Origin of the sequence: Haloterrigena alkaliphila (assembly GCF_017352155.2) — an archaeon.
GTDB classification, from domain to species: Archaea; Halobacteriota; Halobacteria; order Halobacteriales; family Natrialbaceae; genus Haloterrigena; species Haloterrigena alkaliphila.
The window spans coordinates 1266252-1289478 of record NZ_CP071462.1 but is presented as its reverse complement, the minus strand read 5'-3'; the positions used below and the strand labels follow the sequence as shown (position 1 = coordinate 1289478).

20 protein-coding genes are annotated in these 23227 nt (G+C 67.6%); 11 read left to right on the top strand and 9 right to left on the bottom strand.

Features of this window, described 5'->3' with window-relative positions; genetic code table 11:
• Positions 1-234 precede the first annotated feature (234 nt).
• Both J0X25_RS25100 and J0X25_RS25095 read left to right on the top strand, forming a co-directional pair.
• Positions 235-705, top strand: a complete 471-nt coding sequence (locus J0X25_RS25100; protein ID WP_225896740.1) for an NAD(P)H-binding protein — start codon at positions 235-237, stop codon at positions 703-705.
• Between the two features lie 461 nt (positions 706-1166).
• Positions 1167-1922: a PHP-associated domain-containing protein gene (locus J0X25_RS25095; RefSeq protein ID WP_207290276.1), complete on the top strand. Its 756-nt coding sequence runs from the start codon at positions 1167-1169 to the stop codon at positions 1920-1922.
• Positions 1923-1929: 7 nt separating this feature from the next.
• Here J0X25_RS25095 and recJ read toward each other — a convergent pair whose 3' ends face one another.
• The 5 genes from recJ to hemC form a co-directional block, all read right to left on the bottom strand.
• Positions 1930-3459, bottom strand: coding sequence for a RecJ family nuclease (gene recJ / locus J0X25_RS25090; protein WP_207290275.1), 1530 nt, complete (start codon positions 3457-3459; stop codon positions 1930-1932).
• A 50-nt stretch (positions 3460-3509) separates the two neighbouring features.
• Complete coding sequence (locus J0X25_RS25085) at positions 3510-3869, bottom strand: hypothetical protein (protein ID WP_207290274.1); 360 nt, start codon at positions 3867-3869, stop codon at positions 3510-3512.
• A 170-nt stretch (positions 3870-4039) separates the two neighbouring features.
• Complete coding sequence (locus tag J0X25_RS25080) at positions 4040-4843, bottom strand: uroporphyrinogen-III synthase (RefSeq protein WP_207290273.1); 804 nt, start codon at positions 4841-4843, stop codon at positions 4040-4042.
• A complete protein-coding gene (cobA, locus tag J0X25_RS25075; RefSeq protein ID WP_207290272.1) occupies positions 4840-5658 on the bottom strand; it encodes a uroporphyrinogen-III C-methyltransferase in 819 nt (272 codons plus the stop codon). Before cobA ends, J0X25_RS25080 begins: the two co-directional genes overlap by 4 nt.
• Before the next feature lie 15 nt (positions 5659-5673).
• A complete protein-coding gene (gene hemC / locus J0X25_RS25070) occupies positions 5674-6807 on the bottom strand; it encodes a hydroxymethylbilane synthase (RefSeq protein WP_207290271.1) in 1134 nt (377 codons plus the stop codon).
• Between the two features lie 163 nt (positions 6808-6970).
• On the opposite strand from hemC, the gene J0X25_RS25065 reads away from it, so the two are divergent.
• Both J0X25_RS25065 and pheA read left to right on the top strand, forming a co-directional pair.
• Positions 6971-7336 (top strand): group I truncated hemoglobin, encoded by a 366-nt coding sequence (locus tag J0X25_RS25065; protein WP_207290270.1) that lies wholly within the window; start codon positions 6971-6973, stop codon positions 7334-7336.
• Positions 7337-7431: 95 nt separating this feature from the next.
• Positions 7432-8238: a prephenate dehydratase gene (pheA, locus tag J0X25_RS25060; protein WP_207290269.1), complete on the top strand. Its 807-nt coding sequence runs from the start codon at positions 7432-7434 to the stop codon at positions 8236-8238.
• Positions 8239-8396: 158 nt separating this feature from the next.
• On the opposite strand, the gene J0X25_RS25055 is transcribed toward pheA, so the two are convergent.
• Complete coding sequence (locus tag J0X25_RS25055) at positions 8397-8822, bottom strand: CBS domain-containing protein (RefSeq protein WP_207290268.1); 426 nt, start codon at positions 8820-8822, stop codon at positions 8397-8399.
• A 170-nt stretch (positions 8823-8992) separates the two neighbouring features.
• On the opposite strand from J0X25_RS25055, the gene J0X25_RS25050 reads away from it, so the two are divergent.
• Both J0X25_RS25050 and J0X25_RS25045 read left to right on the top strand, forming a co-directional pair.
• Positions 8993-9451, top strand: a complete 459-nt coding sequence (locus J0X25_RS25050; RefSeq protein WP_207290267.1) for a peroxiredoxin — start codon at positions 8993-8995, stop codon at positions 9449-9451.
• A gap of 59 nt (positions 9452-9510) precedes the next feature.
• Positions 9511-9933, top strand: a complete 423-nt coding sequence (locus J0X25_RS25045) for an Hsp20/alpha crystallin family protein (RefSeq protein ID WP_207290266.1) — start codon at positions 9511-9513, stop codon at positions 9931-9933.
• A 170-nt stretch (positions 9934-10103) separates the two neighbouring features.
• Here J0X25_RS25045 and J0X25_RS25040 read toward each other — a convergent pair whose 3' ends face one another.
• On the bottom strand, positions 10104-10874 hold the full coding sequence (locus J0X25_RS25040) for an SDR family NAD(P)-dependent oxidoreductase (RefSeq protein WP_207290265.1): 771 nt from the start codon (positions 10872-10874) through the stop codon (positions 10104-10106).
• Between the two features lie 190 nt (positions 10875-11064).
• Here J0X25_RS25040 and leuS point away from each other — a divergent pair, with 190 nt between their 5' ends.
• The 5 genes from leuS to J0X25_RS25015 all read left to right on the top strand — a co-directional run bounded on the left by leuS (position 11065) and on the right by J0X25_RS25015 (position 19651).
• Positions 11065-13764, top strand: a complete 2700-nt coding sequence (gene leuS / locus J0X25_RS25035) for a leucine--tRNA ligase (protein WP_207290264.1) — start codon at positions 11065-11067, stop codon at positions 13762-13764.
• A 353-nt stretch (positions 13765-14117) separates the two neighbouring features.
• Complete coding sequence (locus J0X25_RS25030; RefSeq protein WP_207290263.1) at positions 14118-16376, top strand: methyl-accepting chemotaxis protein; 2259 nt, start codon at positions 14118-14120, stop codon at positions 16374-16376.
• Positions 16373-17149, top strand: a complete 777-nt coding sequence (locus J0X25_RS25025; protein ID WP_207290262.1) for a bacteriorhodopsin — start codon at positions 16373-16375, stop codon at positions 17147-17149. The genes J0X25_RS25030 and J0X25_RS25025 overlap by 4 nt, the downstream gene beginning before the upstream one ends.
• Positions 17150-17311: 162 nt before the next feature.
• Positions 17312-18124 (top strand): YqjF family protein, encoded by an 813-nt coding sequence (locus J0X25_RS25020; protein WP_207290261.1) that lies wholly within the window; start codon positions 17312-17314, stop codon positions 18122-18124.
• 87 nt (positions 18125-18211) lie between these two features.
• Positions 18212-19651: a sugar porter family MFS transporter gene (locus tag J0X25_RS25015; RefSeq protein WP_207290260.1), complete on the top strand. Its 1440-nt coding sequence runs from the start codon at positions 18212-18214 to the stop codon at positions 19649-19651.
• A gap of 39 nt (positions 19652-19690) precedes the next feature.
• Here the strand turns inward: J0X25_RS25015 and J0X25_RS25010 are convergent, their stop codons facing one another.
• Together J0X25_RS25010 and thsA are read right to left on the bottom strand one after the other, a co-directional pair.
• On the bottom strand, positions 19691-20743 hold the full coding sequence (locus J0X25_RS25010) for an ornithine cyclodeaminase family protein (protein WP_207290259.1): 1053 nt from the start codon (positions 20741-20743) through the stop codon (positions 19691-19693).
• Between the two features lie 595 nt (positions 20744-21338).
• Entirely contained in the window at positions 21339-23000 is a 1662-nt protein-coding gene (thsA, locus tag J0X25_RS25005) for a thermosome subunit alpha (protein WP_207290862.1), read from the bottom strand.
• Between the last annotated feature and the right edge of the window lie 227 nt (positions 23001-23227).

The window sequence follows — 23227 nt, the reverse complement described above, 5'->3', positions numbered from 1 at the left end:
CCACCGGATTTTGGGCCCACCTGCGTCGTTCCGGCGCCACGGAGGCTCGCAACATTTAGTATATCGAAATTTGGTTTATATCTGCCGATCCGGCAATCCCGCGGAAGCGAGGCCCTACCGGTGTAGCCGCCCACGAGCGGCGACTGACGTCCGCGTAATCGGATGACGCGAGCGTTCGCGAGAGCGCCCAGTACCGTTCCGAGCGGTGACTCGAGGAGGAACATCCTGCTATCGGTGCGCGGACGAACCGGCCAACGAATCGCGGCCGAACTGCTCGAACACGAACACGCCGTCACCGGCGTCTCCCGGAGCGGCGAACTTGGCCTCGATCCTCCCGAGTTCGAGTCCGTCGCCGGGGATATGACCGCTCCGGACGCCCTCGCGCAACTGGTCGTCGGCCACGACGTCGTCGCGTCGGCGCTCGGCCCGGGTGAGAACCCCGACGTCGACGTCCCGACGGACCTGGTTGAAGGGTTCGTCGAGGGGCTCCGACGAACCGACATCTATCGGCTGCTGGGTCGGCGGTGCCGGCAGCCTCGCGATCGGTCCGGAGACGACGCTGATCGAGACCGACGAGTTCCGGGACGACCTCGTTCCCCTCGCCAAGCCCACCTCGAGGCCCTCGCGAGTATCCGGGACGCAGACGCCCTCGAGCGGTCGTCTCTCGTCCCGGCGGCTGATCGAACCCGGCGAGCACACGAGTGATACCTGTCGCGGTCGAATTGGTCGCCGACCGGGACGGCGAGAGCTACGTTCTCGGGGAAGACTCCGCCGTCGCTTCGTCGACGAACTCGAGAACGCCGACGCCGGTACGCCCACTGGGCGTCGGCTACTGATCTCGGTTCTCGGGCCAGCCCGTGAGTGCCCGATCGCCGCTGGCGCACGCGGGTGACGAATATCGGGGACGACAGCATCGGGGATGACAACGGGGTGTCGGCGCGGAAGCGGGCGTGGCAGCGTGGTAGCGGGCGGTTTCACCCCGGAAACGCGCGGTGAGCGACGCTCGCGGCGTGTCTCTCCTGGGGGCTCCGAACGCAGGATCTCCAACAATAAATTCCATAATGCTATATTGAATACCGGGATCCTCACGCGGAGCGCGTCAGCACAGTGTTTATGAGGAGCAACGGATTATTGGGCGTACTGACACCCGCTGTCCCTGATATCTTATGACGACTCCACTCCCGTTCGCGATCGATTTTCACGTCCACTCCGACGACTCCTACGACGGACACGAACCGATCGAACTCATCTTAGAACACGCCGCGGACATCGGCCTCGACGGGGTGGTCATCACCGACCACGACGAGATCAGCGAGTCGATTCGCGCCGCCAACCTCGCCCCGGAGTACGGATTGATCGGCATTCCGGGCGTCGAGGTCTCGACGCGCCACGGCCACCTCCTGGCGATCGGCGTCGAAGAGCGCCCCGACCCCGGCCGACCGGTCATGGAAACCGTCGACCGAGTCCGCGAACTCGGCGGAATCGCCATCGTTCCCCATCCGTTCCAGCGCAGTCGCCACGGCGTCCGCAAACGCCACATCGAGGACGCCGACGCGATCGAGACGTTCAATTCGATGGTCTTCACCGGCTACCGCAACCGGCGCGCCCGAACGTTCGCCCGCCGCCGGGGCTACCCCGAGATCGGCGCCAGCGACGCTCACTACCTGCCCAACGTCGGCAAGGCCTACACCGAGATCCTCGTGACCCCCGACGCCGCGAACCCGACCAAGGCCGACATCGCCGGCGCCGACCTCGTCGAAGCCATCCTCGAGGGGCGGACGCAGATCCGGGGCAAGCGCACGCCGATCCACAAGAGCACGGTCCAGTACGCCAAGGGCGCGGTCCGGAAGGGGACGTACCTCCTGACCTCTCACGCGCCGCTGGTGCCGACGGTTCCGGCCTCGATGGAACGGTCGACGTGAGCGGCCGTTAGGAGAGTTGCTCGCCGACGATGTCGTCGGCGCGTTCGACGAACGGTTCTTCTTCGCCTTTCGGGACGGTCGCACCGGCCGCGACGTCGTGACCGCCGCCGTCGCCACCCGCCGCTCGCGAGGCCTCGCCCATGACGGCCGAGAGGTCGAGCCCCTGGCGGACGAGGCTGTGCGTGCCGCGAGCGGAGACCTTCACCTCCTCGTCGTTCTTTTCGGCGAACGCGACGATCGGCTTCGACCGGCTGATCCCCGCGTTGCCCATCGCCATGCCGGCGACGATCCCGACGATGGTCTCGCGGATCTCGTCGCCGGCGTGGAACCACTGGACGTGGTCCTCGTGGGTGACCCCCTCGCGCGTGACGAGGTCGATCCCCTGCGAGAGGTTGCGCCGGTGGTTTCGGAGGAGTTTCCGCGCCCGCTCGAGGGCCGCGTCGCGGTCGCCGAGACAGACGCCGAGGCCGACGTCGGCGCGCTCGTAGCGGGCCGTCGCGTTGAGGAGTGTCGAGAACTCGCTGGCGTCCCGGAGTTCGGTGCCGACCGGCTCCTCGGGGAGGACGTAGGCGGTGCTGACGAGCTGGTCGATCTTCGTCGCGGGCACGCCGCTGGAGACGGCTCGCTTGACGAGCGCGCTGGCGACGGTCTGCTTCTCGTCGTTGGTCAGTCCCGACCAGCGGCGCCACTCCCCGTCGCGTTTCAACTCGAGATCGAGCCCGTCGAGGAATCGCAGCGCGCCGCTTTCGTCGTTCGAAATGCCGGGGATGTGGACGTCGGTGGCGTACTCGAGCAGTTTCGGGAGGGGACGGGTCTGTTTCCCGTAGAGCGCGAGGTCCTTGCCCGTCTCGAGGACGCCCGCCTCGACGCCCTCTGCGACGATCTTCTCGTTGGCGCCGTGGAGTTCGCCGCCGGAGGCCTGCATGTCGCCGACGGCGCCGACGACGGCCAGCGCGGCCAGATCGCGGTTGTCTGCGCGGGGCGTGGTGGCCGCGTCAGCCACGACGGTTCCGCCGTCGGAGCGGGGCTCCGACGAGGATGGGCTCATCTCGTTCGCCTCACCCCCGTCCGCCGCGACGGCCGGCTCGGAATCCGAGACCTCGGCGAGCGCCCGCGCGAGCACGTAACTCGCGCCGGCACCCGACAGCTCCGAGGCGCCGTTGATCCCGAACAGGAGGGGGTTGAGGTGGTACTCGGTCTCGCGATCGGCGGGCTGGTGGTGGTCGGCGACGACGGGCGTGAACGCGCCTTCGTCCTCGTGTTCGCCGATGATATCGAGCTGGCCGCTCCCGAAGTCCGTGAAGAGCACCGTCTCGTAGTCGGTGGCCGCGATCGCGGCGATCGCGTCCGCGTCGAGTTGCTTCTCGAAGACCGTCTCGAAGGGGAGCCCCGCGCGCTCGAGGGCCTGCGCGGCGATCGCGGCGCTGGTCAGTCCGTCGGCGTCGATGTGGGAGGCGAGCAGGACGCGATCGGCCTCGCACAGTCGCTCGGCGCACGCCATCGCGCGATCCTCGAGTTCGGGAACGGGGCCAGCCATCGAGCTATCGTAGGCGCGGCTTCGGTCATAAACCTGCGGTCCCGGTGCGATCAGAGGTGGAGCAGCTCCGGCAACGTCTCCTCGAACAGGATCAGGGGGACGTTGTTCAGCGCGAACGCGGCGTACGCGACCACGATCAGGCCGACGAAGGCGACGTCGAGGGGATGGGAGAGGAAGTGGCCGACCGCCATCACGACCGCGGCGTAGCAGACGGCGGCGGCCGCGACGCCTGGCAGGCCGAACAGCTCGTAGAAGAAGACGGTGACCGGGTTGAGTTCCGTCGCGTACGGCAGGACGAAGAACAGGGTGGCGGCGACGGCGTCGACCAGCCAGAGCGCCAGAAAGGCGAACTGCAGCCCGATCGAGTCCGGCGGGTCCAGTTCCATCGAGGGGAACGTTGCTGCTGACATACTCGTCGTTTGGCCGTCGACGGGAGTATGGGTTGACCTTGCCACCGCTGGCGTCGCTTTCGCCGGTATCGGCGTGCTAGCGTCCACCACCCGACGGGAACGGCTTCGATATGTCGATGAAAAAGCAGGCCGAGGGGCGAAGCGATGAGTCCCGCCGAAATCGAGGCTGGCTACTCGAGTCGTCGGTCGAGGGCCGCGAGCGTCTCGCGGGCGAGCGCGTCGAACGTGGCCTCGCTGGGCACCACGTCGACGTCGACTCCCAGTTCGGCGGCCGTCTCGGCCGTCGGGTCGCCGATGACGCCGACGGTGGCATCGGCGAGTCCCTCGAGCGCCGCGTCGCGAACCCCCCGTTCGGTGGCTGCCTCGAGGAAGTGCTCGACGGTCAACGACGAGGTGAAGCAGGCGGCGTCGAGGTCGCCGGCGGCGGCGCGTTCGGTCGATTCGCCGCTCCACTCGGGTCGGACCAGCCGGTAGAGGATCGTCTCGTGAACGTACGCGCCCGCGTCCGCGAGGCCGTCGAGTAGCACGGGGCTGCCGTGGTCGCTGCGAGCGACCTCGACGCGGGCGCCATCGACCTCAGCTCGCGGCTCATCGCCGCTCGCTCGTTCCGCGGAGCGTGGCTCCGCGCTTCCCGCCAGCGTGTCGACGAGCCCGCTCGAGGTGTACGCTTCGGGGACGATATCGACTGCGTACCCTTCCTCGCGCAGCGCGTCGGCCGTCGCGGGGCCGATCGCACAGACCGTCTCGTCGGCCGGCTCCCAGCCGGCCGCGGAGACGAGTTCCGCGCCGGTCTTGCTCGTGAAGACCACGTAGTCGGCGTCGGTTCGGGGCGTCGCGTCGGTCGCCTCGACGGCGAGCATCGGGTCCGGCACCGGCTCCGCACCGAGATCGGCGAGCAGCGCGACGGCGTCCGCGAGGCGCTCGTCGTCGGGTCGAAAGACCGCGACCGTCGGGGCGTCGGCACGCTCGTTCATTGCTCCGCCTCGTCGGGCCACTCGGCGGGATCGGCCGTGCTGTAGTCGTTCTCCAGAAAGTCGACGACGGTCTCGCGCGTGCTCGCGACGTCGCCGATCACCGTCACCGCGGGCGGCTTGATCCCCTCTTCGTCGCGGGCGTCGACGATCGTCTCGAGGGTGCCCGTCGCGACCTGCTGGGCGGGCCAGGTCGCGCGTTCGACGAGCGCGACCGGCGTCTCCGGCGTCATTCCGGCCTCGCGCAACGCCTTCGTGTAGTCGGGGAGGCGCGTGACACCCATCAGGACGACGATGGTTCCGCCGGTCGCGGCCAGGGCCTCCCAGTCGACCGCGGACTCCTCCTTGGTCGGGTCCTCGTGGCCCGTGACGAACGTGACGGAGGAGGCGTGATCGCGGTGCGTGACGGGGATGCCGGCGACGGCGGGCGCGGCGATGGCCGAGGTGACCGCGGGGACGACCTCGAAGGGGACCTCGTGGGCCGCCAGGTACTCGGCCTCCTCGCCGCCGCGGCCGAAGACGAAGGAGTCGCCGCCCTTGAGTCGCGCGACCGACTTCCCCTCGCGGGCGAGTTCGACCAGCCGTTCGTTGATCTCCGACTGGGGCGTGCGGTCGCCGTTGGCGCGCTTGCCGACGTCGATGCGTCGCTCCTCGGGGAGCAACTGGAGGATCTCCGGTCCGGGGAGTTTGTCGTGGAGCACGACGTCGGCCTTCTCGAGGAGCGCCCGGGCCCTGACGGTCAACAGGCCCGGATCGCCGGGACCGCTACCGACGAGGTAGACGGTGCCCGAATCGGGTTCGATGGAGTCCGGCAACATGTACGTGTGCGCTAGCTATTTCCCCTTCGGCTTATCTTCCGCGGAGGCGTCGTCGTTTGCAGCGTCGTCGCGAGCGGCTTCGATCAGTTCCGCTGCACCGCGGTCCGCGAGGTCGCGAGCGAACTCGCGGGCGGCCTCGGCGTGGTGCTCGACCGGGAGGTCGCGACCGGCCTCGACCGACTCCTCGCCGTCCCGATCGAAGACCTGGACCGTCGCGTGGACGTACTCGCCCTGAACGACGGCGTAGATCCCGACGGGGGCGATACAGCCGCCGCCCAGTTCCGCGAGGATCGTCCGTTCGACCGTCGTCTCGACCCGACTGCGCGGGAAATCGATCGCCGACTGCATATCACGGGCCGTCTCGCCGTCGCGCGCGGTGACGGCCAGCGCGCCCTGACCCGGTGCGGGAACGAACGTTTCGACCGGGAGTTCCCGGTACTCGACGGAGTGCTGGAGGCCGCTGCGCTCGAGTCCCGACTGTGCGAGCACGATGGCGTCGTACTCGGTCTCGACCTCCCGCCCCAGCGCCTGCCGCTCGAGTTCCGAGAGGTCGTCGAACCACTCGTCGACGGTGCGGTCGTACTCGGGTTCGAAGTCCTCGTCTCCAGTGTTCGCCTTGCGCTCCTTGTCCGCTTCCGAGCGCTCCTGGTGTTCGGCCTGGAGCGCGGGTGCGAGCAACTTCTCGAGGCGCGTGTCCACGTTCCCTCGCAGTGGTTCGACCTCGAGGTCGGGTCGCTCAGAGAGGAGTTGGGCCCGTCGGCGCAGACTCGAGGTGCCGACGGTCGCGCCGCGGGAAAGCTCCTCGAGCGTCGACCCGTCGGGCGTGAGCAGGACGTCGCCCGGCGGCCCGCGTTCGGGTACCGCCGCGGTGACGAGCTCCTGGGGCTGTTCGGTCGGCATGTCCTTCATCGAGTGGACGGCGCCGTCGAGGTCGCCCTCGAGGACGCGTTCGTCGAGTTCGCGGACGAACGCACCGGTCTTTCCCAGCCGGTGGATGAGTTCGTCCCTGATCTGGTCGCCCGTCGTCTCGACGGTGACCAGCTCCACCTCGTAGCGCCGGTCCTCCAGGGCCTCCTTCACCAGCGAGGCCTGTCGCCGGGCGAGTGTGGACCCCCGCGTCGCCAGTCGCAGCGTCCCGCGCGTTCTCATAGGAGAACAGTCGGCGCCTGGGGTATGAAAAGCGCACGCTTGTCGGACGCCCCGCGGCGGGCGTTCGATCCGGAACTTGCTACATGTGATCATACAACATGAATTTTGGGGCGAACACGTTCGAACTACAATTTAACCATCTACCGTTAGTAGGGACGGGCGGATGAGCGAAACTCTGTACGAACGACTCGGCGGACGGGACGCCATCGGCGCCGTGGTCGACCGGTTCTACGAACGCGTGATCGAGGACGAACAGGTGGCTCACTACTTCGAGGACGTCGACATGCAGAAACAGCGCGCCCACCAAACCCAGTTCATCAGCGCGGTCGCGGGCGGTCCCGTCGACTACTCCGGCGACGACATGGAATCCGCACACGACGAGCTCGGAATCACGAAACCCGACTTCTACGCCATCGTCGAGCACCTGGACGCGACGATGCAGGAGTTCGACGTCGACTCCGACGACCGGGAAGCGGTCCTGGACGCCATCGCCGAGTACGAGGGCGACATCGTCACGGCGACGGCCTGATCCGGCGCGACACCGCGGTGCGATTCGCCGAACCGGCAGGCAGCGAACGGGGCGGACCCGAGGTATTTTGATCCTCTCTCCGCTATCACCAGCCAATGGTCGTAGTTACGCTGGGTCCCGAAGGCACCTACTCACACCGGGCGGCGACGGCGGTCGACGACGAGATCGAGTTCCGGCAGTCGGTCACCTCGATCGTCGACGCCGTCGCCAGCGGCGAGTACGAGCGCGGCGTCATCCCCATCGAGAACAGCATCGAGGGAAGCGTCACGGAGAGTCTCGACGCGCTAGCGGAGTACGACGTCGCCGTCGTCCGGGAGATCGTCACCCCGATCAAACACGCTCTGCTCGCCCAGGGACCGGGGTTCGACACCGTCGCCAGCCACTCCCAGGCGCTCGCCCAGTGTCGCTCCTATCTCGATCGCGAGTATCCCGACGCCACGCTCGAGGCCGTCGCGAGCACGGCACAGAGCGTCGAACTCGCCCGCGACGACCCCTCGATCGCGGGCGTCGCTCACCCGGACAACGGCGGCGACGACATCCAGGTGATCGCCGAGGACATCCAGGATCGGGACTCGAACGCGACGCGGTTCCTCGCGCTCGCGCCCGCCGAGGAGCGCTCGAAGGGCGGCGGCAAGACCTCGCTGGTCGTCTACCCGAACGCGAACTACCCCGGACTGCTGCTCGAGTTGCTCGAGCCCTTCGCCGACCGCGACATCAACCTCACCCGCGTCGAGTCCCGCCCCAGCGGCCAGCGACTCGGCGACTACGTCTTCCACGTCGACTTCGAGGCCGGCCTCTACGAGTCCCGGACGAAGGAGGCGATCGAGGACTTGGAGGAACTCGCGGAGAAGGGATGGGTCCGCCGGCTGGGTTCCTACGACACCGAGCACGTCGTCGGGTAGCGATCGGCGGTCCGACGCGCACTGCTCGTTCGCTGGGGGGAGTACCGCCGGTATGCTCCGTGCGCCCATCGCCATCCCGCCGGAAACGCTCGAGTTGGAACAGACCCGAGCGCCGTCCCCGAGATCGAGATCGGGACCGCGGCCGCGACGTGGTCGGACTACGGGCTGTAGTCGGGCGACTGCGATTCGATCGTGTCCGCGACGTTCTCGAGTTGTTCGCCGATGGTCGCGACGAGGTCGTCGAGGGTGACGATGCCGGTGAGCGTCCCGTCGTCGTCGACGACCGGGAACCGACGCGCGTTCTCCGCCTTGATAGCCTGCGAGATCTCGAGTGCGTCCGCGTCCGCCTGTAACGTCGTCAGTCCGCCCGTCATCACGTCTTCGGCGGGCGTCGCGGCGACGTCGTCGCTCTGGCCCACCTCGAGGGCGATGTCGCGGTCGGTGACGATGCCGACCGGCGCGTCGTTCTCGGTGACGACCGCGGTGCCGACGTTGTTCGAGGCCAGTCGCTGTGCGACCGTTCCGAGTTCTGTGTCGGGGCCTGCCGTTACGACGTCGTTCGGACCGAGTTCACTGGCGGACATAGCGGGAACACACAGCGCCGGCGCGGTATTCAACGCGAGGCTTTCACCTGAACCGGTCGACCGTCGGTTGCGGTGACGCGGCTCACACGGTGGCGGTATCGACCGCAAACGGTTTTCCGCGTCCCGTTCGACCGCAAACGGTTTTCCGGCTCCCCGCGGTAGCCCCGCACATGACGCTCGAGGAAGGCGACGACGCCCCGACCGTGACCGCACCGAATCAGGACGGCGACGAGCGCACCCTCGCGTTCGAGGAGCCGACGGTCCTTTACTTCTACCCGAAGGACGACACCCCCGGCTGTACGGTCGAGGCGAACCAGTTCCAGCGCGAGCGCGAGAGCTACGCGGACGCCGGCGTCGAGGTCTACGGCGTCTCGCGGGACGACGCCGACTCCCACGAGTCGTTCTGCCAGCAGGAGGGCCTCGAGTTCGACCTGCTGGCCGACCCGGACGCCGAAATCGCCGACGCCTTCGGCGTCGAACTGCGCGACAGCGGCGTCACCGCGCGAACGACCTTCGTCCTCGCCGACGGTGAGGTGAAAGCCGTCTACGAGAACGTCGATCCCGACGGCCACGCGCGCGACGTTTTGATGGATGCGCTCGACGACGGACTGGTGACGCTGCCCGAGTAGGCGATTGTGACGGCGGACGGCGGGCAGAATTTATCTCGCTCGAGGCCGTACCGACGAGCATGCGACGAAACCCGTTCCAGGACATCGAGGAGATGCTCGACCGCGTCAGCCGACAGGTCGAGGAGGGGATGACCAGCGGCGGCCTGCAGGTACCCGGCTCCGTCCCGGTCGACGTCGCCGACACCGGCGACGAGTACCTCGTGACGGCCGATCTGCCCGGCTACGAGACCGACGACATCGACCTGACCCTCTCGGAGGGGACCCTGCGCCTCGAGGCCAGCCGGGACGAGGAGTCCGAGTACGCCGAGGGTCGGTACCTCCGCCGCGAACGGACCCGCACGTCGGCGAACCGCCGGATCCGCCTGCCGGAACCGGTCGAGGAGGAGTCGGTCTCGGCCGGCTACGAGGACGGCGTGTTGACCGTCCGCCTCCCGAAGGTCGGGGGCGGCGACGACGAGTCGAAGCAGATCGACATCGAGTGAGCGGAGAGTAGCGGTTCGAATCCTCGAGGCGGCCGATCGACGCGGTATCGAGGCGTTGCGGCAGACGCTAGGGGTCGTCAGCGTCGCCGATCGGCGCGTCCTCGGTACGGCGCTGCAGGTCGGTCGCCACCGACCGCACGGAGACACCGACCGTCCGGTCGCCACAGGCGTTAGTACCAGGCCCCGCCCGACGAGACATTGATATCTTGGCCCGTGACGTGGCGCGACGCCTCGGACGCGAGGTGGACGGCCATGTCGGCGACCTCCTCGGGCGGGACCAGCTCCTCGATCATGAGACTGTCCAGGACCTCGCCCTCGACGGCCTCCACGGGGACGCCCGCCGCCTCGGCCTGTCGCTCGAAGACGCCCCGGATCCGCTCGCCCTCGACCGGCCCGGGACAGATCGCGTTGACGGTGACGCCGTCGTCGCCGAACTCGGCCGCCAGCGCGCGAGTCACGCCGATCAACCCCATCTTCGAGGCGGCGTACGGGCCCCGATTGGCGTAGGGCCGCTTGCCGCCGATCGAGGAGATGTTGACGACGCTGCCCCGCTCGGACTCGCGCAGGTGCGGAGCCGCTTCCCGCGTGACGCGGGCAACCCCGACGACGTTGACGTCCAGGGTCTCGAGCCACTCGTCGTCGGTCGTCTCCTCGAGCGGCGCGGTGGGGCCGGCGATGCCGGCGTTGTTCACGAGACAGTCCAGGCCGCCGAAGGTCTCGATCGTCTCGTCGACGGCGTCGGCGACCGAATCGGGCTCGGTCACGTCGGTCTCGACCGCCAGCGTTCGCTCGGGGGCGTCGATCAGTTCCGCGGTCTCGTAGATGCCGTCGCTCCTGGCCGCGAGGACGACGTTCGCACCCGCCTCGGCGAACGCGACGGCGATTTCGCGGCCCAATCCTTGACTCGCACCCGTGACGAAGACAGTGGTGTCTGCTACCATGCATCGTGATGGCGGGAGGCGGGACTAAAACATCTCGGCTACCGGAACCGCCGAATCGCGACCGCTCGGGGCCCGACGATGATCGGGCGCGACGACTCGAGGCGGCGATCGACGGCGGCGGTCGACGGATCGAGGGGCTAGTGTATGGAAAGGTATAGGGCGGCGTCCCCGCCTATAGCTATATAAGCAAATGAGCGACGCGGGATACGACCACGCGACGGTCGAACGGCGCTGGCAGGAGGCGTGGGACGAGGCGGACGCCTATCGGACGCCCGATGACGTCGAGGACCCGACGTACGTCCTCGGCATGTACCCGTATCCGTCGGGCAAACTCCACATGGGCCACGTCCGAAACTACACGATCACGGACGCCTACGCCCGATTCCGACGAATGTGCGGCGACGAAGTCCTCCACCCGATGGGGTGGGACGCCTTCGGCCTCCCCGCGGAGAACGCGGCCAAGGAACGCGACACGAACCCGCGGGACTGGACGTTCGACTGCATCGACACGATGCGCGACCAGATGGAGGCGATGGGCTTCGGCTACGACTGGGATCGAGAGATCGCCACCTGCACGCCGGAGTACTACCAGTGGAACCAGTGGCTCTTCGAGCGGTTCCACGAGGAAGGGCTGGTCGAGCGCCGCGACGCCGAGGTCAACTGGTGTCCCCACTGCGAGACCGTCCTCGCGGACGAGCAGGTCGAGGGCGAGGCCGAACTCTGCTGGCGCTGCGATACGCCCGTCGAACAGCGCGAACTCGAGCAGTGGTTCCTGAAGATCACCGAGTACGCCGACGAGTTGCTGGACGCGATCGACGACCTCGAGGGGTGGCCCAACTCGGTTCGGCAGATGCAGCGCAACTGGATCGGCCGCCAGTACGGGACCGAACTACAGTTCGATATCGAGGATCACGGGCCGGTGACGGCATTTACCACCCGCGTCGACACCGTCTACGGCGCGACGTTCTTCGCGCTCGCGCCGGATCACCCGATCAGCGAAGAACTCGCGGAGCAGGACGACGACGTTCGCCGCTTCATCGAGGAGGTGGCCGACCCCGACGGCGACGAACCCAACGGCGTCGAGACGGGTTTGACCGCCACGAACCCCGTGACCGGCGAGGAGATTCCGGTCTACGTCGCCGACTTCGTCCTCTCGGACGTCGGAACCGGCGCGCTGATGGCGGTGCCGGCCCACGACGAGCGCGACCACGCCTTCGCCGAGAAGAAGGGGATCGAGATCAGGCCCGTCATCGCGCCCGAACCCGACGACGGCGAGGAGCCCGCGGCCCCCGACGTCGAGGACGAAGCGTTCACCGAGGACGGCGTCCTGATCGACTCCGACGACTACTCGGGGCTCGACAGCGAGACCGCTCGAGAGCGCCTGACCGCAGACATCGAAAGCGCCGAGGAAGCGAAGCAGTACCAACTGCGCGACTGGGGAATCTCCCGGCAGCGCTACTGGGGAACGCCGATTCCGGTGATCCACTGCGACGAGTGTGGCCCCGTCATGGTCCCCGAAGATGACCTCCCCGTCGAACTGCCGGAGTTCATCAACACCACCGGAAACCCGTTGGACGCCGCCGAGGAGTGGAAGCAGACGACCTGTCCCGACTGCGGCGCCGACGCCACCCGCGAGACGGACACGATGGACACCTTCGTCGACTCCTCGTGGTACTTCCTGCGGTACGTCTCGCCGGGCCTCGAGGAGACTCCCTTCGACCGCGAGCAGGCCAACGACTGGATGCCCGTCGACCAGTACGTCGGCGGCATCGAACACGCCGTGATGCACCTGCTGTACTCCCGGTTCTTCACGAAGGTGCTGGCCGACCACGAGGACCTCGAGCACCGCGAGCCGTTCACGAACCTGCTCGCCCAGGGGATGGTCCAGCTCGAGGGCGAGAAGATGTCCAAGTCGAAGGGTAACGTCGTCTCGCCCCAGCGGATCGTCGAGGAGTACGGGGCCGACACGGCGCGGCTGTTCATGATGCAGGCCGCCCAGCCCGAGCGCGACTTCGACTGGAGAGAGGAGGGCGTCCGCTCGACGAACGCGTTCCTCGGTCGGCTGAAGGAGATGGTCGAGGAGTTCGTGGCGGGCGCGGCGCCACGCGCCGCGGAAGAGGCGAGCGGCGACGAGCCGCGAGCGAACGCGCCCGCCGGCGACGACGATTCGATCGCCAACTACGTCGAGAGCGAAATCGACGCGACGATCGCCATCGCCACCGACGAGTACGACGACCTGACGTTCAACCGGGCGCTGCGGGAGACCCAGGATCTGACCCGGACGCTGCGACAGTACGTCGACTACGCAGAGCCACACGCCGGGACCCTCGAGCGCGGGCTGTCGGCCGTCGTCCGCCTGCTCGCGCCGGTCGTACCCCACCTCGCCGAGGAACTGTGGGACGAACTGGGCAACGACGGCCTCGTCGTCGACGCCGCGTGGCCGACCGCCGAGGTCGACCGCGATCACGTCGCCAAGCGCCGCCGTCTGGTCGAAAACACCCGCGAGGACGTCCGCGACATCGTCGAGGTGGCCGGCATCGAGGACCCGCAGGCGATCGACGTCGTCGTCGCCCCCGAGTGGAAGTACGACGCCCTCGGGATCGCGATCGAGAGCGACGCCGACAACCTGATCGGCGAACTCATGCAGGAGAGCCACATCCGCGAGCAGGGCGACGCCGCGGCCGACTACGGGCAGGACCTGCAGGCCGAACGGGAGGCGCTGTCGATGACGCTGTCCCCCGAGGCGGAGTACGAGGCGCTCGAGGCCGCCGCGTGGCTGATCGAACGCGAGTTCGAGGCGCCGGTGACCGTCGTCGCCGCCGAGGAGGCCCCCGACGCCGTCCTGAAAAACGCCGCACCCGGTCGACCGGCGATCGAGATCGAGGACTGATCGACGGTTCCCCCGCGAGTGGCTACCGCTTCGAATCGGGTCAGCCGTCCGTTCCGGCAAGCGGTCGGCCAATATCAAATCGGAGATGTATCGCCTATTCGACCACAGAACGACGCCCATCGAGTAACGATCGTCCACTAGCGACAACGGCCGGATTCGAATCAGCGTCGGCGGGGGTTACCACCCGCTGATACTTCGCCTCTCTCGCTACCTCTGCTCCGTTGATACTAACTCCTACAGCCGATTAAATTAACAGATATTGTGGAGTTCATCTCCACCAATACATTCAATTGGCTTGCCTGTTCAGTATCACGAAAGAGCGTTCGCAGCATCGGCTGCTCGACTCAGGTACAATGGCACTCGAGGACTACATCCCCGATCGGTTCAGGCAATCGTACAGTGTAAAGATCGGTCTCATATTCGTCGCGATCGCCCTGGTGACGCTGGTCGTCTCGGCGGTCTTCTTCGCGCACGTTTCCGGTGCGGTCGGTCCGACGGCGGCGGACCACTTCAGCGACCGGACCGACGACCGCAGCGACGTCGCGGAGACGTGGCTCGAGACGAACGCGGAGACGGCCGCGGGGCTGTCCGCGGACGCGACCGTCCGCGACGGCGATCCCGATGCGATCGGCGATCGACTCGCCACCGCGCAGGATACTCGCGGCGATCGCGTCGCCGAGCTCCACTACCTCGGCGCCGACGGCGAGGTACTCGCGAGCAGCGACGAGGCGGCGACCGGCCAGAACTTCTTCGACGCCGCCGGCGTCGAGGGGGCGACCGACGGTCCAACGACGCCCCACGAGGCGCTCGCGACCGACGACGAGGTACTCTCGTTCGTCTCGAGCGTTCCCGGCGAGGACCGCTACGTCGCCCTCTCGGCGCCGGTCGGCGCCTTCGCGTCGGCCCTCGAGACGAGTGACGACTATCGAACCGTCGTCACCGGTGCCGACGGCGAGCAGATCGTCGGCGTCGGCGACGCCGAGGTCGACGCGACCGACGAGGCCGTGCTCGGCGCGCTGGGTGACGACGCGTCGGAGGTCGCGAGGGTGACGCCCGACGGAAGCGAGCAGGAAGTCGCCGCGACGACGGCGACGATCGGCAGCGGCGAAGCGACGATGCGGGTCACGACCTACGGCGCCGCGGACGACGTCTTCGCGGCACAGAACGTCGCGACGGCCGGCATCGCGACGGTGGTGTTCGTCTTCATCGTCAACCTCGGATTCGTCGGCATCGTCCTCGGCGGGAACCTCTCGCTGAAACTCCGCCGACTCGCGGACAAGGCCGAACAGATGGGTGACGGCGATCTCGAGGTCGACCTCGAGACGGACCGCGTCGACGAGGTCGGGAGCCTCTACGACTCCTTCGGAACGATGCGCGACGACCTCCGGACGACGCTGAGCGATCTCGAGGACGAACGCGAGCGCGCACGCGAGGCCCAGCGCCGCACCGAGCAGCGCAACCGCGAACTCGAGGCCGAGGCCGAGCGGTTCGGCGCGGTGATGGCCGACTGCGCCGACGGCGACCTCCAGAAGCGCCTCGACCCGCAGACCGACCACGAGGCGATGGCCGCCATCGCCGAGGCGTTCAACGAGATGATCGCCGATCTGGAGTCGGCGGTCACGCAGGTCAAGGACATCTCGCGGGACGTCGCGCAGACGAGCACCGAGTTCCAGACCAGTTCTGAGGAGATCAGCCGCGCCAGTGAGGAGGTCAGCGCGTCGATTCAGGAGATTTCCGACGGGTCCGCGGAGCAGGCCGAGGACCTGGAGACGGCGACGCGGGAAGTCAAGGAGATGTCGACGACCGTCGAGGAGGTCGCCGCCGCGACGAGTACGATCGCCGACCAGTCCGGGCAGGTCGACGAACTCGCGACGGCCGGCCAGGCGGCCGCGGAGGAGACCACCGAGGAGATGCACACCGCCGCCGACCAGACGGAAACCGTCGCCGAGACGATCCACGAACTCGAGCGCGAGGCCGAACAGATTCAGGAGATCGTCGAGCTGATCGACGAGATCGCCGAGCAGACGAACATGCTGGCGCTGAACGCGGCGATCGAGTCGGCCCGGTCCAAGAGCGCCTCGAGCGAGGACGGCGGCTTCCAGGCCGTCGCCGACGAGGTCAAGGAACTGGCGGAGCAGACGCAGGCGGCAGTCGACGACGTCGAAGCCATGATCGAATCGATACAGCAGCGGGCGACGGAGAGCGCAGCGGGGATCGAGGAAACCGAGGAGCGGATCGGCTCGGCTACCCATCGGGTCGACTCCCTCGCGACCAAACTCGACCGGATCGCCGGCGAGATCGAGCAGGTCGCCACCGGGGTCACCCAGATCGACCAGGCGACGGACGAGCAGGCCGAGTCCGCCGAGGAACTCGCGACGATCATCCAGGACGTCGCCAGCGTCGCCAACGAGACGACCTCGCAGTCCCAGCAGGTTGCGGCGGCCGCCGAGGAGACCACCGCGACGATCACCGACGTCTCCGCGGAGGCGACGCGACTCGACCAACGGGCGACGGACCTGGCCGACGCCGTCGACGAGTTCAGCGTCTCGGGCGAGTCGGGATCCGAGCGACCACGGGCGCCCGCCGCGGAAACCGGAGGTGAGAGCCGATGATTCCCGAACTCGAGATGTACCGTCTCGCCTTCTACGTGACGGCGGTGGCGACGCTGGCGTTCGTCGGCTGGGTCGCCAGTAAACCGGCAGGGACGCGCCGGTACTATCTGCCGGCCCCGATCGTCTGCGGGACGCTCTCGCTCGCGTACTTCGGGATGTCGATCGAGTTGCTCCGCGTGACGACGCCGACCGGGCAACCGCTGCCGATGACCCGGTACGTCGATTACTTCGTCGCGACGACGATCATGATCCTCGTGGCAGGGAAGGTCGCGGGCGCGAACCGACGCCAGTTGGCCGCTCTCGTCGTCCTGACGGAGGCGTGGATCGGACTCAGTCTCGTCCGATACTTCCTCACGGGGACGGCCGTGCTCGCCGCGACCCTGGGCACGGTCGTCGTCCTCGCGGCACTCCTCTACGTGATGGTCCAGCCGGTGACGAAACAGTCCGGCCGGACCACCGGTGAGCGGGTACTCCTCTACGGAAAGCTCCGGAACCTGCTCATCCTGCTCTGGGTCGCCTACCTCGTCATCGGGGTCATCTCGCGGCAGGGGGTCGGACTCCTCGACGCGTTCGGCGGCATCTTCATCGGTGCCTACCTCGACATCGCCACCCGGATCGGCTTCGGGCTGTTGCTCCTCCAGGCGACCGACGCCGTGGAACAGCTCGTCACCGAGGAATCGGGCGGCGCATCCGACGACGGCGACACCGGCGACGAGGTGACGTTCGCCGAGCCGTCCGGTAGCGATCCCGACCCGGACGTGGCGGCCGACTGAGGCGCCGGCGCGATCGATCGACTCCTCTTTCGACCTCCCGACTGGGCGATTCGACCGTCCGTTTCGCGATGTGTGACTACCATCGATATTGACACTCAACTGTTTCTTTTATGCCTCTGGTCGACATATCGTCGCGAACAGCCCTCGCGCTGGCTCTCGAGGATGACGAAATTGAACGAACGACGAGTACGACAGCGGACACGAACGGATCCCTTCCGCTGGACGTTCGCCGACGGATCGTCGCCGACCGCCCCGCACGTCGCCTCGATGACGTGGCGCGACGGTCTCTTCGTCCACTGGCCCGTCGATCCCGACGAACTCCGCCCCCACGTTCCCGACGAACTGACGCTCGAGACCCGGGACGGCGAGGCGTGGCTCTCCGTGATCCCGTTCGTGCTCGCGGACGTCGGTATCCGCGGCGCACCGTCGATCACCAGAACGGCCTTCCCCGAACTCAACGTTCGGACGTACGTCCGGTATCGCGGCGACCCCGGTCTATTCTTCTTCAGTATCGACGTGGGGAGCCCCCTCGTCGCCGCGACTCTCGGCCGGACGACCCGGTTGCCGGTCTATCACGCCCACATGCGAGTCAGCGCCGAAGGCGGGGAGGTCGCGTTCAGGAGCACGCGAGGCCAGACCGCCGCCGGCGCGCGACCACAGTTCGCCGACGATCCGCCGACGGCCCGCTTCGACGCGACGTATCGTTCCGACGGGGAGCCCTTCACGGCCGAACCGGGCACGCTAGCCTACTGGCTCTCCGAGCGGCGCCGGTTTTACGCCGCCGAAGCGCGCGGCGTCCTGGCCGGCGAAATCTCGCACGATCCGTGGCCGCTCCAGCAAGCGACCGTGACGATCAACGAGAACACCATGTTCGCGGTCAACGACCTGCCGGAACCGACCGGCGACCCGGTGGCCTACTACTGCAAGGAACTTCCGATGACGGGGTCGATTCCGCGGCGGCTTGGCAGCGAGTGACGGCGCGCCGCGGCGCTCCGGTCTGCGCCGCGTCGGCCGAGTACCGTTGGCTTTGTTAGCCGCGGTGTGGTCGACGCGACCGTATCTATGTCTGCACCATCGGCCGGAGCGACGGCCGAGGCGCGAAACTCGTTCGTCTACGTCGCTGCGGCACTGGCCGCGCTCAACGGACTCCTGTTCGGCTTCGACACCGGCGTCATCTCCGGCGCGATGCTCTACATTCGGGAGACGTTCGAACTGGCCACGATCCTCGGGTACGCGGTCAATCCGTCGTACATCGAGGGGATCATCGTCAGCGGCGCGATGGTCGGCGCCATCATCGGGGCGGCCTTCGGCGGCCGTCTGGCGGACCGACTCGGTCGGCGACGACTCATTCTGGTCGGCGCCGTCGTCTTCTTCGTCGGATCGCTCATCATGGCCGTCGCGCCGAACGTCGAAGTCCTGATCCTCGGACGGATCGTCGACGGGATCGGCGTCGGCTTCGCCTCGGTCGTCGGCCCGCTGTACATCTCGGAGATTTCGCCGCCGAAGATCCGCGGCTCGCTGGTCTCGCTGAACCAGTTGACGATCACCAGCGGCATCCTGATCGCGTACCTCGTGAACTACGCGCTCTCCAGCGGCGGCCGGTGGCGCTGGATGCTCGGGCTCGGCATGGTTCCCGCGGCGGTGCTGTTCCTCGGGATGGTCTTCATGCCCGAAAGCCCCAGATGGCTCTACGAACAGGGGCGGGAGGCGGACGCCCGCGAGGTGCTCGCTCGGACCCGCGCGGAGAGTCAGGTCGCCGACGAACTCCGCGAGATCAAGGAGACCATCCGGACCGAGTCCGGGTCGCTCCGCGACCTGCTCCAGCCGTGGGTCCGGCCGATGCTCGTCGTCGGGATCGGCCTCGCCGCGTTCCAGCAGATCACCGGCATCAACACGGTCATGTACTACGCGCCGACGATCCTCGAGTCGACCGGGTTCGCGGACACCGCCTCGATCCTCGCGACCGTCGGCATCGGCGCCGTCAACGTCGCCCTGACCGTCGTCGCGGTCCTGCTGATCGACCGGACCGGCCGGCGACCGCTGTTGCTCTCGGGGCTGGCCGGCATGACCGTCATGCTCGCCGTCCTGGGGGCCGTGTTCTATCTCCCCGGTCTCTCCGGGGCGCTCGGCTGGCTCGCGACCGGGAGCCTGATGCTGTACGTCGCCTCCTTCGCCATCGGGCTCGGGCCGGTGTTCTGGCTCATGATATCGGAGATCTACCCGATGGAGGTCCGTGGAACGGCGATGGGCGTCGTCACGGTCGTCAACTGGGCCGCGAACCTGGTCGTGTCGTTGACCTTCCTTCGGCTCGTCGACGTCTTCGGTCAGTCCGGAACGTTCTGGCTGTACGGCGTCCTGACGCTGCTCGCGCTCCTCTTCTGTTACCGACTCGTCCCCGAGACGAAGGGGCGCTCGCTCGAGGCGATCGAGGCCGACCTGCGGGAGACGGCGTTCGGAACCGACGCGGACGGGAGCCCGCCCCCCGCGAAGACCGACGACTGACCGGCGCGGGAGAGAGTACTCGAGCGGTCGCCCGCCCCGTTACTGCGTTTCGGTATCGATCATCTCGAACGCGTACCCCTCGCCGGCGTCGCGCGCGCGGTCGTAGACGACGTGAGCCGCGGCCACGTCCTGGATGGCGAGTCCGGTCGAGTCGAAGACGGTGATTCCCGTCTCGTCCGTCCGGCCGGCTTTCGAACCGACGACGATCTCGCCGATCTCGGCGTGGATGTCGTCGTCGGTCAGCGTGCCCTCGCCGTAGGGGACGTTGATCTCGCCCGAGTGGGTGCACTGCTCGTGGTCGTCGATGACGATCGTCGCCGCCGCGAGTAACTCGTCGCGCAGTTCGTGTTTCCCCTCGGCGTCGGCGCCGATGGCGTTGACGTGGGTGTGCTCGCCGACGTCCTCGCGGCCGACGATGGGGTCCTCGACGGGCGTCACCGTCGAGAGCACGTCGCAGTGGCCGGCTTCCGAGATGGACCCCGCACGAACGTCGAACTCGTCCGCGAAGGCGTCGACGAACCGCTCGACGCGCTCCGCGTCGGGGTCAGAGACGACGACCTCCTCGATCGGGCGCACCTCGCTGATCGCCCGCAGTTGCGTGTACGACTGGACGCCGGCGCCGACGATACCCAGACTCGAGGCGTCCGCGACGGCCAGATGGTCGGTCGCGACGGCCGCCGCTGCGCCGGTCCGCTTCATGGTGAGCATCGTCCCGTCCATGATCGCGAGCGGGAAGGCGGTCTCGGGGTCGGAGTAGATCATCGTCCCCAGCACCGTCGGCAGGTCGTGATCCGCCGGGTTGTCGGGGTGGACGTTGACCCACTTCAGCCCCGCCGCGTCCCACTCCTCGGCAGCGTCAGAATCGCGCTGCGATCCTGACTGGCTCGAGGAAGCGTCGCTTCCTCGAACCTCGAGGTAGGCCGGCATCGACCGAAAGTCGCCGTTGTACTGCGGGAGGTCGATGTAGGACTTCGCGGGCATCTGCGTGGTCCCGCGCTCGAAGGCCGCGAAGGCCTGCTCGACGGCGTCGATGACGTCGCCGAGTGCGGCGTACTCGTCGACGGCCTCGCTGTCCAATAGAAGCGTATTCATAGTGGCGAATATTGCGGGCCGCTACTTAATTCGTCCTGAATCGGCGCCTCGGATGCGGACTGATGGCTCTCGACACTGGTCGAGTCGACGACTCAAGGAGAGCAAGAACGATGGGCACTGGATCGACGACTAGCGCGGTACGGCTGCTGAAAAGCGACTGCAAATTCGAAATCGTCCGAGAGTTACGACGAATCCGCAGGAGCGGATCGAATGGACCGACTCGAGGCGGTAGTCGACGACTCGAGCGGTAGCAGGCAAGCCCCCTCCCGTGAACCGACGCCGGTGAATCGTTTCCGGTTAGGGCGTCGGCGAGTGAGCGGTTCGGAGAACCCGAACGAAGGCGTTCTCCGCGAGGGCCGCAGGCCCGAGCGGGCCGACGACCGACGTGGAGGCTCCAGAGGGGCCGGAACGGAGGGAGGAGTGCTTTAATCGAATTTTTGCCGAGGGCGCGGCGAAGCCGCGCCCGTGGTTCGAAAGGCGCTTCGCGCCTTTCGTCATCAAGCGAGACCTTCGGTCTCGCGGACCTCGCGAATCTCCGATTCGCTCAGTCACGAGAGAGCGAAGCTCTCTCGACCGACAGAGCAAAACTTCGTTCCTACATCATGCCGCCCATGCCGCCGCCCATACCGCCCATGCCGCCGCCCATGCCACCGCCGCCCGGCGGCATCTCTTCGTCATCGTCGTCGTGGGAGACCGCGAGGTCGCCCGCGGCGATGACGTCGTCGATGCGCAGCAGCATGACGGCCGCCTCGGTGGCGGACTCGATCGCCTGGGTCTTCACGCGAAGCGGCTCGTAGACGCCCTCCTCGGCCATGTCGATGGTGTCGCCGGTGAAGGCGTCGAGGCCGGAGGCGGTGTCGCCGCCGTCGTGGTCGGCGCGGAGCTCCACGAGGGAGTCGATGGGGTCCAGCCCGGCGTTCTCGGCCAGCGTGCGCGGGATGACCTCGAGCGCGTCCGCGAAGGCCTCGACGGCGAGCTGCTCGCGGCCGCCGACGGAGTCGGCGTAGTCACGGAGCGCGAGCGAGAGTTCGACTTCGGGGGCGCCGCCGCCCGCGAGGACCTTGCCGTCCTCGAGGGTCGTGCGAACGACGCCCAGCGAGTCCTCGATGGCGCGGTCGACTTCGTCGATGACGTGCTCGGTGCCGCCGCGGAGGATGAGGGTGACCGCCTTGGCGTCGTCGACCTCCTCGACGAAGATGCGCTGGTCGCCGGCGATCTCCTTCTGGGCGACGCTCCCGGCGAAGCCGAGATCGTCCTCGGTCAGGTCGTCGACCGTCGAGACGGGCGTGGCGCCGGTCGCGCGGGCCAGTTGTCCCTGGTCGCTGGACTTGACGCGGCGGACGGCGATGATGCCCTCCTGGGCGAGGTAGTGCTGAGCCATGTCGTCGATGCCGCCGTCGACGAAGACGACGTCGGCGCCGACCTCGGCGACTTTCTCGGCCATCTCGCGCAGCTGGGCCTCCTCCTGCTCTAAGAACTGCTCGAGCTGGTCGGGGTCGGTGACGTTGACCTCGGCGTCGATCTCGGTCTCTTTGATCTCGAGGTCGCCGTCGACGATCGCGATGTCGGCGTCCTCGGCGAAGTAGGGCATGCTATCGGAGACGCGCTCCTTGTCGACGATGACGCCTTCGACGAGTTCGGAGTTCTCGATGGAGCTGCCGACGACCTTCTCGACTTTGATGTTGTCCGTGTCGACGCCGTCGTCGTCCGCGACGGACTGGACCGCATCGACGACGAGTTCGGCGAGCAGGTCGCGGGCGCTCTCGGCGCCCTTGCCCGTCATCGCGGTGGCGGCGATCTGTCGGAGGATCTCCTCGTCGTCCTCCTCGACGTCGATGGCGATCTCCTCGAGGGCCTCGGTGGCCTCTTCGGCGGCCTGTCGGTACCCCTGGGCGAGGGTGGTCGCGTGGATGTCCTGGTCGAGGAGTTCCTCGGCCTGGCTGAGGAGTTCGCCGGCGATGACGACGGCGCTGGTCGTCCCGTCGCCGACCTCGTCCTCCTGAGTCTCGGCGACTTCGACGATCATGTCGGCCGCGGGATGGTCGATCTCCATCTCCGAGAGCAGCGTGACGCCGTCGTTCGTGACGATCACGTTGCCCGACGAGTCGACGAGCATCTTGTCCATCCCCTTCGGACCCAGCGTGGTCCGTACGGACTCGGCGACGGCCTTCCCGGCCTGAATGTTCATCGACTGCGCGTCTTTGCCGGATGTCCGCTGACTGTCCTCCGAGAGAACGATAAGGGGCTGATTGCCCATCTGCTGTTGTGCCATAGTCAACCGAAGGATTGTTTGTGATTCTATATAAAACCTTCGAGACCGATCGAAACTAATCCCAGTACAGCGCCACTGTACGGCTGTTTCACGCTCAGCCAGTGCTGGTATTTATATCCCTCTCGCTGGATCGCTCGGTGAGACGGGTCGCGATCCGAGCCGATGTCGAGGGCTGCGGTGGAACGCGACCGATTCGAGGCGACGGAGGTCGA